Annotated in this window: 20 protein-coding genes and 1 other annotated feature; of the genes, 6 read left to right on the top strand and 14 right to left on the bottom strand. The window is 34.5% G+C overall.

Features of this window, described 5'->3' with window-relative positions:
• From E3U55_RS00360 to sigK, 6 genes are all read left to right on the top strand, one after another.
• Positions 1–333 carry a Na(+)/H(+) antiporter subunit C gene (locus E3U55_RS00360; protein WP_134338340.1) on the top strand — a complete coding sequence of 111 codons (333 nt, stop codon included), beginning with the start codon at positions 1–3 and terminating at the stop codon, positions 331–333.
• Complete coding sequence (locus E3U55_RS00365; RefSeq protein WP_134338341.1) at positions 333–1823, top strand: Na+/H+ antiporter subunit D; 1491 nt, start codon at positions 333–335, stop codon at positions 1821–1823. The genes E3U55_RS00360 and E3U55_RS00365 overlap by 1 nt, the downstream gene beginning before the upstream one ends.
• 6 nt (positions 1824–1829) lie before the next feature.
• Complete coding sequence (locus tag E3U55_RS00370; RefSeq protein WP_134338342.1) at positions 1830–2306, top strand: Na+/H+ antiporter subunit E; 477 nt, start codon at positions 1830–1832, stop codon at positions 2304–2306.
• A complete protein-coding gene (locus E3U55_RS00375; RefSeq protein WP_134338343.1) occupies positions 2306–2599 on the top strand; it encodes a monovalent cation/H+ antiporter complex subunit F in 294 nt (97 codons plus the stop codon). The genes E3U55_RS00370 and E3U55_RS00375 overlap by 1 nt, the downstream gene beginning before the upstream one ends.
• Positions 2592–2936 carry a monovalent cation/H(+) antiporter subunit G gene (gene mnhG / locus E3U55_RS00380; protein WP_134338344.1) on the top strand — a complete coding sequence of 115 codons (345 nt, stop codon included), beginning with the start codon at positions 2592–2594 and terminating at the stop codon, positions 2934–2936. Before E3U55_RS00375 ends, mnhG begins: the two co-directional genes overlap by 8 nt.
• A 123-nt stretch (positions 2937–3059) precedes the next feature.
• Complete coding sequence (gene sigK, locus E3U55_RS00385) at positions 3060–3779, top strand: RNA polymerase sporulation sigma factor SigK (RefSeq protein ID WP_134338345.1); 720 nt, start codon at positions 3060–3062, stop codon at positions 3777–3779.
• A gap of 288 nt (positions 3780–4067) precedes the next feature.
• Here the strand turns inward: sigK and E3U55_RS00390 are convergent, their stop codons facing one another.
• From E3U55_RS00390 to E3U55_RS00445, 14 genes are all read right to left on the bottom strand, one after another.
• Entirely contained in the window at positions 4068–4763 is a 696-nt protein-coding gene (locus E3U55_RS00390) for a 5'-methylthioadenosine/adenosylhomocysteine nucleosidase (RefSeq protein WP_134338346.1), read from the bottom strand.
• A gap of 29 nt (positions 4764–4792) precedes the next feature.
• On the bottom strand, positions 4793–5476 hold the full coding sequence (locus E3U55_RS00395; protein ID WP_134338347.1) for a DUF1510 family protein: 684 nt from the start codon (positions 5474–5476) through the stop codon (positions 4793–4795).
• 81 nt (positions 5477–5557) lie between these two features.
• The gene (gene greA, locus E3U55_RS00400) at positions 5558–6034 is read right to left on the bottom strand and encodes a transcription elongation factor GreA (protein WP_134338348.1); all 477 of its coding nucleotides are present in this window, start codon (positions 6032–6034) and stop codon (positions 5558–5560) included.
• 59 nt (positions 6035–6093) lie between these two features.
• Positions 6094–6720, bottom strand: coding sequence for a uridine kinase (gene udk / locus E3U55_RS00405; protein WP_134338584.1), 627 nt, complete (start codon positions 6718–6720; stop codon positions 6094–6096).
• 11 nt (positions 6721–6731) lie between these two features.
• Positions 6732–7367, bottom strand: a complete 636-nt coding sequence (locus tag E3U55_RS00410) for an O-methyltransferase (protein ID WP_134338349.1) — start codon at positions 7365–7367, stop codon at positions 6732–6734.
• A gap of 144 nt (positions 7368–7511) precedes the next feature.
• Positions 7512–8627, bottom strand: coding sequence for an endolytic transglycosylase MltG (gene mltG / locus E3U55_RS00415; protein WP_134338350.1), 1116 nt, complete (start codon positions 8625–8627; stop codon positions 7512–7514).
• Between the two features lie 115 nt (positions 8628–8742).
• Positions 8743–9021, bottom strand: a complete 279-nt coding sequence (locus E3U55_RS00420) for a DUF1292 domain-containing protein (RefSeq protein ID WP_134338351.1) — start codon at positions 9019–9021, stop codon at positions 8743–8745.
• A gap of 19 nt (positions 9022–9040) precedes the next feature.
• Positions 9041–9457 carry a Holliday junction resolvase RuvX gene (ruvX, locus tag E3U55_RS00425; RefSeq protein WP_134338352.1) on the bottom strand — a complete coding sequence of 139 codons (417 nt, stop codon included), beginning with the start codon at positions 9455–9457 and terminating at the stop codon, positions 9041–9043.
• A gap of 2 nt (positions 9458–9459) precedes the next feature.
• A complete protein-coding gene (locus E3U55_RS00430; RefSeq protein ID WP_134338353.1) occupies positions 9460–9726 on the bottom strand; it encodes an IreB family regulatory phosphoprotein in 267 nt (88 codons plus the stop codon).
• A 44-nt stretch (positions 9727–9770) separates the two neighbouring features.
• Positions 9771–12416, bottom strand: coding sequence for an alanine--tRNA ligase (gene alaS / locus E3U55_RS00435; RefSeq protein WP_134338354.1), 2646 nt, complete (start codon positions 12414–12416; stop codon positions 9771–9773).
• Positions 12417–12491: 75 nt separating this feature from the next.
• Positions 12492–12698, bottom strand: a binding site (T-box leader).
• Between the two features lie 100 nt (positions 12699–12798).
• Positions 12799–12942 (bottom strand): hypothetical protein, encoded by a 144-nt coding sequence (locus E3U55_RS17225; protein ID WP_153801881.1) that lies wholly within the window; start codon positions 12940–12942, stop codon positions 12799–12801.
• Between the two features lie 19 nt (positions 12943–12961).
• Positions 12962–13138 carry a hypothetical protein gene (locus tag E3U55_RS17510; RefSeq protein ID WP_194840775.1) on the bottom strand — a complete coding sequence of 59 codons (177 nt, stop codon included), beginning with the start codon at positions 13136–13138 and terminating at the stop codon, positions 12962–12964.
• A 119-nt stretch (positions 13139–13257) separates the two neighbouring features.
• Positions 13258–15543, bottom strand: a complete 2286-nt coding sequence (gene recD2, locus E3U55_RS00440; protein WP_134338355.1) for an SF1B family DNA helicase RecD2 — start codon at positions 15541–15543, stop codon at positions 13258–13260.
• 26 nt (positions 15544–15569) lie between these two features.
• Positions 15570–16229, bottom strand: a complete 660-nt coding sequence (locus E3U55_RS00445; protein ID WP_134338356.1) for a tetratricopeptide repeat protein — start codon at positions 16227–16229, stop codon at positions 15570–15572.
• Positions 16230–16244: the final 15 nt, after the last annotated feature.

The raw sequence follows: 16244 nt of genomic DNA on the forward strand, positions 1-16244 counted from the left end.
ATGGAAATTATAATGATTGTCTTAGCAGCAATATTATTTGCTACAGGTGTATATAATTTGCTACAGAAACAGTTATTACGAATTATTATTGGAACAGCCCTGATCTCACATGGTGCACACCTGTTCATTTTGACTATGGGAAAATTGAAGCGTGGAGCGCCTCCTGTAGAAGCACATGGCGTTTCAGACTATGCAGACCCTTTACCTCAAGCATTAATTTTAACATCTATCGTAATTAGTTTTGGGGTAACTAGTTTCTTGCTTGTCCTTGCCTATAGAGCTTACAAGTTAAATAACACTGATAATATGGAGAAATTGCGAGGTTCTGAATAATGAATAATTTAGCTATACTACCAATCATCCTACCATTACTAGCAAGTGTAATCGTAGCTTTTATTCCGGGTAAACTGAATATGGTCCGAAAAATTTCTCAGACCTTAAGTATTCTATTTCTCATCATCGTTGGGTATATTACATGGGAAGTATTTTCAAATGGTGTAATCGTTCTTCAAGGTGGTGGATGGAAAGCACCTTATGGAATAAGTTTTGTAGCAGACTATCTTTCAATTATTCTTGTATTAACCACATACGTTATTGCTGCTGCAGCTGTTTTTTATGCACCACATTCCTTATCTAATCAACAAGAAAAATTTTATTTCTATACATTTTTCTTCTTACTCATTTCAGGAGTATCAGGTGCATTTTTAACAGGTGACTTATTTAACTTATTTGTGTTTTTTGAAGTCCTTTTAATGGCTTCGTACGGATTAATTATCTTAGGAAACGGTAAAGTACAGTTACGTGAATCATTAAAATACGTACTAATAAATTTATTCTCGTCTATGTTATTTGTAACGACAGTAGCATTTGTCTATTCAATAGTAGGCACAGTAAATATGGCGCATATTGCTGAACGGGTTGAAGCAGTACCAGCTGAACAACAAGGAATTATAACAGCTATTGGTGTTCTATTATTCTTTGTATTTGCAGTCAAAGCTGCTATCTTTCCACTTTATTATTGGTTACCGAATTCTTATGTAGTTCCTAACCCTGTCGTCTCAGCATTATTTGGAGCATTATTAACTAAAGTGGGAATTTATTCGATTTTTCGTATCTACACGTTAATATTTGTTCATGATACATCCTTTACTCACGATCAATTATTTATATGGTTGGCTATGTTCACCATGTTATTCGGAGTCATTGGTGCGTTATCTACTAATAACGTTAAGTTAATTATTACTTATAATATTATTCCCGCTATAGGTTTTATTTTAATGGGAATTGGATTGTATTCTGAAGATGGTCTAACAGGTTCAATTTATTACTTAATGCACGACATGGTAGTTAAAGCCGCTTTATTTTTCTTAGTAGGGGCCTTAGTGGTTGCAGCAGGTACAAAAGATTTATCAAAAATGAGTGGTGTTATTCAACGATTCCCATTATTGGGTTGGTTATTTTTCTTAGGTACACTTGTACTTACAGGGATCCCTCCTTTTAGTGGTTTTATCGGTAAATTATTATTACTAAGAGGGGCTTTAAGTGAAGGATACTTTCTGTTAACACTCGTTGCGTTAGTATCAAGCTTATTAATATTGCTATCTATGATCCGTATATTTATTCGCGGCTTTTGGGGCGAAAAAATGGAAGGTATGACGAGTGATAATAGAAAAGTGCATGCTCTAACTATACCAGCTATATTTTTACTGTCAGTATCCATATTTTTAGGAGTAGGTGCTGAACTAGTACTGCCGTATATTGAAACTATTTCTGGCTATTTATTAGATCGTACAGAATACATCTCTTCTGTTTTAAAGGGGTAATAATCAATGACATTACAAATTATTCTCAATATATTAATCGCACTAATGTGGATGTTTTTAAAAGAGTCTTATGACTTTCTAACATTCTTCACAGGCTATCTAATCGGTATGGCCCTCTTATTTTTCCTAAGAAGGTTTGTACCTGACGCATATTACTTATTTCGAGTCTGGAAAGTCGTCAGTTTAATTCTACTCTTTATTAAAGAGTTAATCTTATCAACTTGGAATATTGTAATATTAGTTTATAAACCTAAATTAGATGTTGAGCCAGGCATATTTGCTTTACCTACTGAGCTTAAAAGTAATTGGGAAATTACCTTGCTTGCAAACTTGATTTCTTTGACTCCAGGTACATTGTCGGTTGCTGTATCACATGATTATTCAACCATTTATATTCATGCTATGGATTTACCTGATGTTGAAGAAGAAATTAATGATATTAAAAATTCGTTTGAAAAGGCCATCATGGAGGTGACACGATAATGCTAGAGGAATTTGGTAGTCAATTGTTAAGCGTTGTTATAATTGTTTGTTACATTACTTTAGCCATTTCTATACTATTATTAGTCATCAGAGCATTTAAAGGCCCTTCTAATGCAGATCGTGCAGTTGCTATTGATACAATAGGTGTTAATATGATGGCACTTACAGGACTTGTGAGCATTCAATTAGTTACAGATAAATTAAATGATGTAGTTTTGTTAATAGGTATTTTATTATTTATTGGAACAATCGCTATTGCGAAATTCATAGAAAAGGGTGTTATTATTGATTGAAATAATCATTAGTTTACTATTATTATTGGGCACCTTTTTTGTAATCTCTGGTTCGATTGGAATCTTAAGATTTCCTGATATTTATACACGATTACATGCAGCAACAAAGGCTGCGACACTAGGTGTAGCAGGTGTATTATTAGGAGCGTTTGTATTTTTATACGTTGAAAATGGGATTATAAGTGGTAAATTAATTTTAGGAATTATATTTATCCTTATTACTGCTCCAGTGACAGGTCATATGATTTCTCGAGCTGCTCACCAAACTGGAGTCAGGCTATGGAAACATAGTATTAGAGATGAGTTAAAAAACGATCAAAAAAAGAATAATGCTTAAAACTTAAGTCAGTTCATTTATTTTGAACTGACTTTTTGTATGTGTACGTGCACTAAATTCAATCTGCCTCATACATTTTATTATAGGCTAATACCTATAAATCTTAGACGTGGGGTTGGTGCGATGTACACGATTTTTAAAATACTAACGGTGCTTTTTGAGAACCTTTACTTCTTTGCTTCATATGTAAAAGGCAATGCATTCCCACAACCTTTAAGTAAAGATGAAGAAGAAGAATATTTAAAAAGATGGGAAAATGGGGATACAGAAGCCAGGAATAAATTAATTGAACATAACCTACGTCTAGTGGCCCATATTGCAAAAAAATATGAAAACAATAAAGAAGACCAGGAAGACCTCATTTCGATAGGAACAATTGGGTTAATCAAAGGTGTAGAAAGCTTCTCGAGCAATCGCGGAACAAAATTGGCCACTTATGTCGCAAGGTGTATAGATAATGAGATTTTAATGTACTTAAGAACTTCTAAAAAGAGTAACAAAGATATGTCTCTGCATGATCCCATTGGGCAAGATAAAGAAGGAAACGAAATTAGCTTAATTGATATCTTAAAATCAGATCAGCCTGACCTGGTAGAAAAGATACAAACATCAATGGAAATCGCAAAAGTATTTAAATACATTAATTTATTAGATGAAAGAGAAAAAGAAGTGATTGTTAAGCGTTATGGTTTAAATGCACAAGATGAGTTAACACAAAGAGAAATAGCTAAAGAACTAAAGATATCAAGAAGTTATGTATCAAGAATTGAAAAAAGAGCTTTAATGAAGATGTTTCATGCATTTTATAGAGAGGAACAACATTCTCAAAATAATGATTCATAAAGAACCTATATAATTATTTATATTTAGGCTAGTATCTATCCATTTTTGTTATATACGCATATATTGTATATATAACTAAAGAAATGGAGTGAATCTAATGTATAAGTACCCACCCTATGCATATGGACCCTATGACGCTCCTTACCCTAATTATTCTTACCAACCAAATTCATTTGCCTATAGCTTATTAATAGTTAGTCTTCTTCTTCTATTAATTTTTGGTGGATATTATCTCTACTACTATAAATAAAGCAACTTATACTTTAAAAGTATAAGTTGCTTTTTCTTTTACATTGACTTAAGCATATTAACAATTAAGCCAGCGCTATTTTTGGCTGCCTGATTTAAATATTGTTCAAAAGATACATTCGATTCTTTTCCTGCTATATCAGATAAAGAACGAATTATTAGAAAAGGTGTTTGATATTGATAACAAACTTGAGCTATAGCAGCAGCTTCCATTTCCAGTGCTTTTACTTCAGGAATTTGCTCAACAACAGTCATTACTCGTTGTTCATCTGACATGAAAGAATCTCCTGTACCTATCATTCCTTCGACTACTTGAATGGCCGAATCAACACTTTCAATTACCTTTGTGGCTTGGTCAGCCAAGCGTTCATTTGATTCATATATTTTTGGCATTTGAGGAATTTGTCCATAATCATAACCAAATGCTGTAGCATCAGCATCATGGTGTAAAATCGCTCTACCAATTACAATATCGCCTACATTTAGCGATGGATCTGTTCCACCTGCAGAACCAGTATTAATCACATAATCCGGTTTAAACTGTTCATGAAGAATAGTCGTTGATAAAGCTGCATTTACCTTACCAATCCCTGATTGCAGAACAACTACGTCTTTTTCAGCCATTTTTCCTTCATAGAACTTACAATTTGCTACAGTCTTTTCATTTGTTATGTCTACTTCGGACAGTAGCCATTCTAGCTCCTGTTCCATTGCTCCAATGATTCCTATTTTCATTTATAACCCTCACTTAAACTCATGTTGCCTTAATTTGATTCTAGTTTTTGTTTACCTAAGTTTTCATGTAAAACTTCAGCTTTTTGTGGTTGCCAACCTTCGTTCTCAATCCATTGTAAATAGACTCGGTAATACTCACCGCCAGAACGGTCCTCTACATATCCTGTTACACGGTCTGGAACGCCACCACTTTCTAACCACCAATAAATGAGTTGATCACGAGGTATATTTATAGCTTCAGCAATAGCTGACTCCATCTCTTGACGGTCTTGAGAACCATCATTGAAATTGATTGTATGAGGCTCATCTTGTTCAGTTGGGTAAGGTGCCCAATCTCCACTAATGGTTTCTTTTACGTCCTCATCATTACTTTGTGTTTGTTCATCATTTTCATTATTGTTTTGCTCTTCGTCATTTTCTTCATTGTTGTTTTCATCTGTCTGATTAGTTGATTCGTCAGTTGTGTCATCTTCAGTATTTTCGTTTTCGGTATCTTCTTCAGAATCAGACTCTTCATATTGATCAGGAATATTATCTTCATTAGTCTGTCCATCTTGTGTTTGCTCTTCACTATCATCCGAATCGAAAAATATCATCCCAATTAAAAATGCAAATAATAAAATAGCTAGAACGATTAGGATATTAATGAGTTTTGTATTCTTTCTTCTCTTTTCATAACGATTGGATCTAGATCCTACTGAGTCATAAGACATTTATCCTGCACCCCTTTGCTTATACGGTAGTATAATAGTATGTCCTACACCACTTAGTGTAGGACAAGATTTTGGAGTTAATTAAAATACTTCAACAATTTTTACGTCGATTTCTCCACCTGGTGTTTGAACTGTTACTTGGTCTCCAATCTTCTTACCAAGTAAGCTTTGAGCCATTGGTGAATCATTTGAAATACGTCCTTCAAATGGGTCAGATTCAGCACTACCTACAATTTGATATTCCTCTTCATCACCATCAGGCAATTCAATGAACTTAACCGATTTACCCAATTGAACTACATCTGAATTTTCATCATCATTTTCAATGATTACAGCGTTACGAATCATATTTTCAACTTGAGCAACTCGCGCTTCAACGAATGCTTGTTCATCTTTTGCAGCATCATACTCAGAGTTTTCGGATAAATCTCCAAAGCTTCGTGCAACTTTAATTCGTTCAACGACTTCAGGTCGTCTCACAGTTTTTAACTCATCTAATTCTTGCTCTAGTTTTGCTTTACCTTCTTCCGTCATATAAAAGCTTTTCTCTTCAGCCATAGTTCCTACACTCCTTTGAATATTTACGAGAATTAGTTCATTTTGAGTAATATTTATGATTAATTCTTATTTATAATGCTTTCAATCTTTGTTGTCAATAAATCAATAGCGACATGATTTTGTCCACCTTCAGGTATGATAACATCTGCATAACGCTTCGCTGGTTCAACAAACTGCAAATGCATTGGACGAACAACGTTAATGTATTGATTAATAACCGACTCTATGGAACGACCTCGTTCATTAATATCTCTCATTAGTCGTCTAATAATACGAATATCAGCATCTGTGTCCACGAATACTTTAATGTCCATCATATTTCTTAATCTTTCGTCTTCTAGGACCAAAATTCCTTCTAAAATTATAACTTCTTTTGGATCGACTGTAATAGTTTCATCTGAACGAGTGTGCATTTCATAATTATATACAGGCTTATCAATTGATTCCCAATTCTTAAGTTGGTTTAAATGTTCTACTAAAAGCTCATTATCAAATGCCAATGGATGATCATAGTTTGTATTTAATCGTTCTTCAAATGGCATATGAGATTGATCTTTATAATAAAAATCTTGTTCCATCATAAGAACAGATGTATTTTTAAAATGTTCACATATAGAACGTGTTACCGTTGTTTTTCCTGATCCTGTTCCACCTGCTACCCCTATAATAATTGGTTGATTCTTAATCACGCTTTCTGTCACCTCTTTAATGCTAATGCTACACCATCACCTGTTTCAAGGATTGTTGTATCATATTCTTGATGTTGAATTAACCATTTGTTAAACCGGTTTATTTTTTCACCTAATTTAACTAAACGATCTTTATCTTGGACTTCTTTAGAAACATAACCTTTAAATAAAACATTGTCAATAACCATTAATCCACCAGTTACTAAACAAGGATGAATTTGCTCAAAATAACGTTGATACTGCCCTTTAGCTGCATCAATAAACACAAAATCGTATGATTCATCTAACTCTTCAAGGTAATCTGAAGCATCTGCTAAAACGAGTTTGATTCGCTGGCTTAATCCTGCTTCATCAACATTCTTTATTGCTTCATTATACCGATTCTCATCTTTCTCAATGGATGTTATGTGAAGGTTTGGAAGTGTTAATGCCATTTGAATCGCAGAGTACCCTATTGCCGTCCCAACCTCTAAAATCTGTTTGGGTTGATGTAAACGAATCAATTGCTTCAATAGTTCAATCCCGTCTTTTTCCATGATGGGAATATGGTGTTCTTGTGCATATTTCTCCATCATATCAATAACAGGCAGGGATTTGTTACCCATATATAGTTCCTGAATATATAGCTTATTGTGATTAGTCACTTTAATTCGCGCTCCATCTGTTAAATTTTACTTAAGTATAAACAACTTCATCATTTTATCATAAAAAAACAGGAGAATGCGAGAGATTTACGCATTCCCTGTCTTTTCTTTTTAAGCTTAGAAAACCTTTTTTATAATCTTTGCTTAGTCCTGTGGTGGTCGGTGTTCTCTAATGTTAGCTTCATGCTCAGCATTTGTTTCAGCATAATAAACTTCTCCATCGTAACCTGCTACAAAGTAATAATATTCATGATCTTCTGGATAGAGAGCTGCTTTCATGGCATTTTCACGGAAGTTAGCTATAGGACCGATTGGTAAACCACGATTTATATAAGTATTATAAGGTGATTCTACTTCTAAATCTTTATATAATACTCGGTCTTTGTGCTCACCTAGTGCATACAATACTGTTGGGTCTGTTTGTAAAGGCATACCAGCTTCAATTCGATTATAGAATACCCCCGCTATCATATAACGATCTTCTTCACTAACTGCTTCTTCTTCAATTAATGAAGCCATTGTAATTGCCTCATGAACACTTAATTCTTGATTAACCATATCTTGTCTGTAAGTTAAAATGCGATCAGCTGTTTCCTGTAACATCATTTCAACAACGTGCTCAATTGTTGGATTCTTCTCATAAAAAGGATAGGTTGCAGGATAGAGATACCCTTCTAATGGATAACGAATATCTTCCGCTAATATGTTTTCTGATAATAGGTTGGGATATAGAGAGATTAATGAGCTAATATATTCATCATCATTCATTTTCTCTATAAATTCTTTTTCATCAATTGATGTTTCTTTACCGTAAATTTCAGCGATTTGTTCAATGGTTGTACCTTCAGGGATTGTTACATTAAATATTGGATCAACAAGAATTTTACCTGTCTTAAGTGATTCAATAATTTCATCAAGTGTCATACTCTTTGATAATTTATATTCACCTGCTTGAAACCCTGTCTCGTTTTTAAATTTTATATAATATTTAAAGATTCGTGCATCATTTATAATATTTTTCTCTTCTAACAGTTGTCCAATTGAACTGACTCCTGAACCTAATGGAATTTCAACCTCAATAATTTCATTATCATTTGGATCAGCCGGACTTAAACCCTCACTAATATATGTATAAGCCTGGTAGCTTGCTACACCAATGGTGATTATAATAAGAGTTAAGATTGTAACTATAATTTTACGAGCTGTGCTAGCCTCTTTGATGCGTTGTTTTTTTAAGTTAAATTGGTCATTGGAAGACATTCCAATTTTCCCCCTTCCACCCGTAATATTATAAATTATTTTATAATATTTTTCTATCTTTTTTCTATATAAAAAAGATAGAGAATAACCAAAATGGTCATTCTCTATTCAAAAATTACTCTTCATCATCTTCTGTAAATGTGGCAAGCATTTCCTCAATCATTTCCCATTCTTGCTCGGTATCAATTTGATAAAGGGTAATATCATCATCATTCGTTTCGCTTTCTTCATATCTAAAAGCAAAAACTTCTTGCTCTTCTTCCTCTGCTTGATCGGCCGGAACAGCAACTAAATAAGATTTTTCTGTTTCATCAACATCAAATGTGAAAAGAATATCAAATAAATGTTCTTCACCATTCTCATCTGGAATAATAATGCGTTCTCTTTCATCCATAATTCATTACCTCCTAATATTATTGGTTGGAGTCTAAATAACTTTGTAAAATCATGACGGCAGCCATTTTATCAATGACTTTTTTTCTTTTTTTCCGACTCATATCAGCTTCAAGGAGAACACGTTCAGCTGCCATTGTTGTTAATCTTTCATCCCAAAGAACTACTGGAAGTTCAAGATAGCCTTTTAAATAATCGGCAAATTCTTCAGAAGCTATGGCACGGTCTCCGATTGTACCATTCATATTCTTAGGATGACCTACAACAATTTTAGTAACTTCGTTATCTTTAATAATTTCTTTTAGCCTGGGAAGAGCGGTGTCATACTGTGACTCATCCCACTTAATTGTTTCTATACCCTGAGCAGTAAAATTTAATGCATCTGATATGGCGACTCCAATCGTTTTCTCACCTACATCTAAACCTAATGTTTTCATTTCTATGCCTCTTTATTCGATTTCAAATAATATTTAACAACCTCTTCGATGATCTCGTCTCTTTCTACTTTTCGAATTAAATGTCTTGCATCTTTATGACGAGGGATGTAAGCAGGATCACCAGATAATAAATAACCAACGATTTGGTTGATTGGATTATAGCCCTTTTCTTCCAAAGAGCCATAGACAGAATGTAATATTTCGTTTACTTTTTGCTCTTGTGAATCATCATTAAATTGAAATTTCATGGTGTGATCATTCGACATCATCTCAAAACCCCCTCGTTTAACTTCTAATTTTATTATAAACGTAATTAAGAAGAAGTTAAAACAGTTTGAACATAATCTTTTGCAGCTTCTAATGCTTGATCGATATTCTCCGGTTGTTTTCCTCCAGCTTGAGCCATGTCAGGGCGGCCACCACCGCCACCACCACAACGTGTTGCTGCTTCTTTTATTAATTGTCCTGCGTGTAGTCCTTGGTCGATTAAATCTTTTGTCACTCCAGAAGCTAATTGTACTTTACCATCTTTCTCCATTGCAAGTAAAATAACGATAGAGCCAAGTTTATTTTTCAAATCATCAACCATACCTCTTAGCGCATTCATGTCACTTACATTAACTTTAGCAGCTAATAAAGGAATCCCATCAATTTGTTCAACTTGATCTGTAATGTTTGCTGATTCGAAATTAGCAATTTTAGCTGTTAAGGATTCTTTCTCTTTTTCTAGCTCCTTCATGTCATTGAATAAAGATTCAATTCGACTAGGGATTTGTTCTGTTTTAGTTTTAAGCAAATTAGCTGCTTCTTCTAATAACTTTTCACGTTGTTCATAAAATTGATATGCTCCTTGACCAGTTCGTGCTTCAATTCTTCGTGTGCCTGCACCAATGCCTGCTTCAGTTACAATTTTAAATAACCCAATTTCGGCAGTGTTATTAACATGGCAACCACCACATAATTCAATACTATAATCACCAATAGATACAACGCGTACTACATCACTATATTTCGCATCGAACAAAGCCATTGCTCCCATTTGTTTGGCTTCATCTAAAGAGCGATGTGCAATATCTACTTCTGTTGAATTCCAGATTTTTTGATTTACAATCTCTTCAATCTGCTTTAACTCTTCTTGATTAACCGCACTAAAATGAGAAAAGTCAAAACGAAGGCGGTCTGGAGCAACCAATGAGCCGGCTTGATTAACATGTTCACCTAATACATCTTTTAGAGCCTGATGTAATAAGTGAGTTGCAGTATGGTTTTTGATAACTTGCTTTCTAAATTGACGATATACAGATGCTTTTACAGGTTGTTGAACATAAATAGATCCATCTTCCACTTCTATTTGATGTAAGTTCTGCCCATTAGGTGCTTTTTGAACATCAATAACTTGAGCACGACCAGTTTCTGTTTCAATTAACCCTTTATCAGCTATCTGTCCGCCACTTTCTGCATAAAAAGGTGTTTCTTTAAGAATTAAGTAACCTGTATCTCCAACATTCAGTTCTTCAACCATTTGTTGATCAAACACTAAAACTTCAATGTTTGATTCTACATTCAATTGATCATAACCGACAAATTCACTCTCATGATGAATGTTTTGTAGCACTTCGCTTTGAACTTGCATAGAATCTACTTTTTGTCTAGCTTCACGTGCGCGATCACGCTGCTTTTTCATTTCTGCTTCAAAGCCTGCTTCATCGATAGTAAACCCTTCTGCTTGAATATATTCTTCTGTTAACTCTTTAGGGAATCCATAAGTATCATATAAAGTAAAGACTTCGTGTCCTGGAAAGGTCTGACTGCCTTTGTCCTTTTCTTGTTTCATTACTTTTTCTAAGATTGCTAAACCTTCTTGTAGAGTCTCATGGAAACGTTCTTCTTCGGTTTTAATAACATTTTTAATAAAGTCTTTTTTATCATCTACTTCAATGTAAAAGTCATTCATAATCTCAGCGACTTGATCGACTAGTCGGTACATAAATGGTTCATTAATGTTTAATTCTTTTGCGAACCGAACCGCACGTCTTAGTAATCGTCGCAGGACATAACCACGTCCTTCATTTGATGGTAATGCGCCATCACCAATCGCAAACGCTACAGTTCTTACGTGGTCAGCCACAACTTTAAACGCAGTGTCTTTCTCTTTAGAAGATCCATATTTTTCGCCAGAAACCTCTTCAGTTTGTTTAATGATTGGCATGAATAAATCTGTCTCAAAGTTAGTTGGCGTATCTTGAATAACAGAAAGAATCCGTTCCAGTCCCATTCCTGTATCAATGTTTTTCTTCGGTAATGGTGTGTAAGTATCATCAGGATTATGGTTAAATTGTGAAAATACTAAGTTCCAAATCTCTAAGTATCTTTCGTTTTCTCCTCCTGGGTACAGTTCAGGGTCTTTTGGATCGTTACCGTATTTCTCTCCTCTGTCATAAAAAATTTCTGTATTTGGTCCACTCGGGCCTTCACCGATATCCCAGAAATTCTCTTCAATTCTAATAATTCTTTCGACAGGCATACCTACTTGGTCCCTCCAAATAGCAAAAGCTTCTTCATCTTCTGGATGGACTGTAACAGATAATTTTTCCGGATCAAAGCCTACCCAGTCTTTACTTGTCAGGAACTCCCAAGCCCATTTAATCGCTTCTTCTTTAAAATAATCTCCAATTGAGAAATTACCTAACATTTCAAAGAATGTATGGTGACGAGCTGTAAAACCTACATTCTCAATATCATTTGTACGAATAGATTTTTGAGCATTCGCTATTCTTGGATTATCAGGTATCACTCTTCCATCAAAATATTTCTTTAAAGTTGCAACGCCACTATTAATCCATAGTAGTGTTGGGTCGTCTTGTGGTACAAGGGAACGACTCGGTTCAACTGAATGCCCTTTTTCTTTAAAAAAGTCTAAAAACATTTGTCTAACTTCTGCAGAATTTAAAGGTTTCATTATTTATCCTCCTCATTTTTAAGCAATTCATTTCATTCATAAAGTCAAAAAACAAAAATCGCCCCTACAATAGTTTGTAGGGACGATGGATTCGCGGTACCACCCTAATTATAAGTACTTAAACTTATCTCTCGGTTATACACCATAACGCAGTGTTGACGGTGGCCTTTTACCACACTCCGGAATAGCTTCAATGACCCTTCACTTAGTATTTCTCTCAGCTAATGAAATACCTCTCTAAGAAGTGGACTGTCATTTACTCAGTTCCATCAATGTTTTCAGATATTTTATCTGCAGTTATTATAGATAACTACTTGTAATCTGTCAAATAATTATGTAAACGTTGCCCCTTACCGGTAAAGGAGCAACGCCACAGCTTCAATCAAAAATATTGCTTTTTAATTTTCTTACTTACTTTTCGGAATCTCTTCATCATTCGACTCTTTCTAAACGCTTTATTACGCATCATCCAACCCATAGCTGCACCCATTCCCATTTTAGCGCTGTTCGAAAACACTCTGTTCAACGCCAATCACCAACCTTATTTATCCGTTTTCATCTAAAAACAGATCATCTAGAGAAGAGAGGGATCCATCTTCTTTAATTTCACGAACGTGCATGGTTCCGTCGACAAAAGCCATTTCAATATAGCAATTCCAACAGTAAAACTGTTGTTCGCCTATTCTTCCTATATCAGAAGTTTGGCAATTTGGACACTTCATCGGACAATCACCTTCTAAATTTCTCTAAAGTTTGGACAACTATTACGTTGCTTGCCCTCAGTTTTTCCAATTGATTTTGTCCTATACACATTGTGTAAGACAGTCATAGTTTGGCTGAATCACATAAAATCATAAGGCGTAATTTCTTCCTTATTTTCTTCGTCTTGCTTTAACATTTGGTCTGAGAACATACTTTGTAGACGTCGAACTAATGTTGTTTGGCGTTCATAAGCATGTTCTTTTTGTACACCTTCTACAAAGGCTTGGTAATCTCCACAAATAATCAAGGAGGTCTTACTCCTGGTAATTGCAGTATATAATAATTTTTTCACTAACATTCGCTTAAAGGCCCGTACAACTGGAATGACCACTATAGGAAATTCGCTTCCCTGCGACTTATGAATAGAAATGGCGTACGCGAGCATTATTTGATTAAAATCTTGTTTAGTATAAGATACCTGTAATCCGTCAAAATCAATAATTAACTCGTCTTTTTTACTTTCCGCTTCATTCGGCTTTTTTATTGCAACAATCTCTCCAATATCTCCATTATAGACATTCTTTTCAGGCTGGTTAACAAGCTGAATAACTTTATCCCCTGTTCTTAGGATATGGTCAAAATGCTGAATTTGCCTTTTTTGCTCATTTGGCGGGTTGAATATAGATTGCAAAGTACGATTTAATTGATGTATACCAACATCAGTTTTATACATAGGCGCTAAAACCTGTATGTCTTTCATGGTATATCCTTTATTTAAAGCACGTTGTACGATTTGCTCTACCACTTGTAAAGTATAATCCTGATTACTTTGAATAAAATTAAAATCACCTGATTTAGCCAAAGGTAAATTCTGAACTTCATTATTCTTAATTCTGTGAGCTAACTGTACAATAAATGAGTCTTCTTTTTGTCGATAAATTTCAGACAAATTGCTGACGGGTACACATTCAGCTTTTAACAAATCTGCTAATACCTGTCCTGGTCCAACAGAAGGTAACTGATCTTCATCACCAACAAAAATAACTTTCATTGATGATGGGATAGCTTTTAGTAAAGAGTTAGCTAACCAAACATCTACCATTGAAAACTCATCAATAATAATTAGTTCTCCTTCAAGTTGATTGCCTAAATCATATTCAAATGTATCGTCACCCGACCATCCGAGTAAACTATGTATCGTCTTTGCTTTTAACCCTGTCGCCTCAGATAACCGCTTAGCAGCACGCCCAGTAGGTGCGGCTAAAATATAATCCGCATCATGCTTCCCTTTTTTATTAGTTCTTACGAGCGCATCGTAGCAACTTATAATCCCTTTAACAACGGTTGTTTTTCCTGTACCTGGACCACCAGTTAAAAGCATTACCTTTTCATTCATAGCTTTTTTGATGGCATCATATTGTTCTTCTCCATATGCAAAACCTTCATTTTCTTCAATTTCACCGATGATTTTTAGTAATTCACTTTCTTCAAAGCCTTCATTCTCATTAACGTCCATAATTCGTTTAATTTGTGATGCAATACCTTCCTCTGAGTAATACAGATGTGGTAAATATATTCTTGAATGTTCTTTTACGATTAGATCTTCTTCTTCTAAAGATTTAAATCTGGTTTGTAAAATATCTACAGACAATAATTGTTGCCTTTGATAAAGCAATTTGTTCGTATTATGAAGTAATTCTTCTTCTTCAAGATACACATGTCCATTCATTGACTCTTGTTCAAGTACATGTAAAATACCCGCTTCTATCCGCGTAGGGTGGTCCTTTTCAATTCCCATCTCTTGAGCTATTTCATCTGCTCGTTGAAACCCAAACCCTTCTATTTTAAATACAAAGGCATAAGGATTCTCATTTAGCTGTTGAATGGTTTTCTCTTGAAAAACCTCATATATTTTTTGGGCAAGCTGTAAACCTATACCATACTTAGCTAATTCTACGGCTACTTGCTCAAATCCTTGATTTAATCTAAGGTCGCTGATCAGTTGCTTTTTAGTTTCTGCTTTTACTCCTGGCACACGATCTAAGGCTGATTCATCCTTAAGAATATGCTCAACTGCTTGTATACCTAAAGTATCAACGATTTTTTTGGCTGTCTTTAAACCAATACCATAAAAGAGGTCACTGGCGAAATATTTAACCAAACTTTCTTCTGTCTTAGGCATTTCTTTTTCGTATGTAAAAACCTGATATTGTTCACCAAATTTAGGATGGTTCTGCATTGTTCCGTAGAAAATATAATCATTACCATAAGTTAATGGTGGAAAATGTCCTTTTACCACTAACTCATCTTCATCCAGTTCTTCATTTGATTCAATCACAGAGACCGAAGCAATTGAAAATTGTTCTTCTGCTTTGTGAAAAATCATGTGATTTAATGTCGCTTTTACAAAGCCTTGGTCCGCCATTGACATTCGGCCTCCTTAATCAATCATTACTCATTTAATGCTTCCTCAACTTGTTGTTTTGCATTACCTGCCAATAAATGTTCTGGCTGGATTTCTAAAGCACGGTTAAAATGTGTAAGGGCTTCTTGAGGTTGCTTTTTATACAAGTAGGTCACACCCATATTATAATGTGCATCACTATGTTCCTCATCAAGTTCCAGCACTATCTGAAATTGTTCATGTGCTTCATCAATTAAATTAGCATATGCTAATGATAATCCGTATTGGAATTGAATATCAATATCTTTTTCATTTAATTCACTAGCTCGCTGTAAATAAGGTAGAGCTAGTTTAGGTTTTTCTTGGTTCATTAATGACATGCCAAGCATTAAGTATACATCTGCTTCATCTAAACCTTGCTTCATAGCTTCTTGAAAATGTTGTGTAGCTTCAGCATATTGTTCTTCTTCAAAATGAACATTTCCTAAACCATAATGGGCTGTTGGTAAGGTTTCATCTAAAGATAATGCTTTTTCAAAAAATCGTTTGGCACGATTATATTCTTTAATATGAATTAATAAGTTACCAAAGTTAATATAGCCTATAGGGTCTTCCGGGTTTGCTTCAATATGATCATTAAATTTTTGTGCTGCTTCATCAAGTTTCTGATCTTTCATAAGATCCAACCCTTGTTTAATTAAATCCATAACTGATCCAAACTC

The sequence above is a fragment of the Filobacillus milosensis genome (assembly GCF_004402015.1).
In the GTDB taxonomy this organism is placed as follows: Bacteria; Bacillota; Bacilli; order Bacillales; family Alkalibacillaceae; genus Filobacillus; species Filobacillus milosensis.

Bases quoted from the DNA above. Each gene is read 5' to 3' on its own strand.
- ruvX (WP_134338352.1), bottom strand. From the start codon at position 9,457: ATGAAAACATTAGGTTTAGATGTAGGTGAGAAAACGATTGGAGTCGCC.
- E3U55_RS00395 (WP_134338347.1), bottom strand. From the start codon at position 5,476: ATGTCTTATGACTCAGTAGGATCTAGATCCAATCGTTATGAAAAGAGA.
- sigK (WP_134338345.1), top strand. From the start codon at position 3,060: ATGTACACGATTTTTAAAATACTAACGGTGCTTTTTGAGAACCTTTAC.
- E3U55_RS17510 (WP_194840775.1), bottom strand. From the start codon at position 13,138: ATGAAGTGTCCAAATTGCCAAACTTCTGATATAGGAAGAATAGGCGAA.
- E3U55_RS00375 (WP_134338343.1), top strand. From the start codon at position 2,306: ATGCTAGAGGAATTTGGTAGTCAATTGTTAAGCGTTGTTATAATTGTT.
- E3U55_RS00390 (WP_134338346.1), bottom strand. From the start codon at position 4,763: ATGAAAATAGGAATCATTGGAGCAATGGAACAGGAGCTAGAATGGCTA.
- E3U55_RS00360 (WP_134338340.1), top strand. From the start codon at position 1: ATGGAAATTATAATGATTGTCTTAGCAGCAATATTATTTGCTACAGGT.
- E3U55_RS00420 (WP_134338351.1), bottom strand. From the start codon at position 9,021: ATGGATGAAAGAGAACGCATTATTATTCCAGATGAGAATGGTGAAGAA.
- recD2 (WP_134338355.1), bottom strand. From the start codon at position 15,543: ATGGCGGACCAAGGCTTTGTAAAAGCGACATTAAATCACATGATTTTT.
- E3U55_RS00445 (WP_134338356.1), bottom strand. From the start codon at position 16,229: ATGGATTTAATTAAACAAGGGTTGGATCTTATGAAAGATCAGAAACTT.
- mltG (WP_134338350.1), bottom strand. From the start codon at position 8,627: ATGTCTTCCAATGACCAATTTAACTTAAAAAAACAACGCATCAAAGAG.
- greA (WP_134338348.1), bottom strand. From the start codon at position 6,034: ATGGCTGAAGAGAAAAGCTTTTATATGACGGAAGAAGGTAAAGCAAAA.
- alaS (WP_134338354.1), bottom strand. From the start codon at position 12,416: ATGAAACCTTTAAATTCTGCAGAAGTTAGACAAATGTTTTTAGACTTT.
- E3U55_RS00365 (WP_134338341.1), top strand. From the start codon at position 333: ATGAATAATTTAGCTATACTACCAATCATCCTACCATTACTAGCAAGT.
- E3U55_RS00370 (WP_134338342.1), top strand. From the start codon at position 1,830: ATGACATTACAAATTATTCTCAATATATTAATCGCACTAATGTGGATG.
- E3U55_RS00430 (WP_134338353.1), bottom strand. From the start codon at position 9,726: ATGATGTCGAATGATCACACCATGAAATTTCAATTTAATGATGATTCA.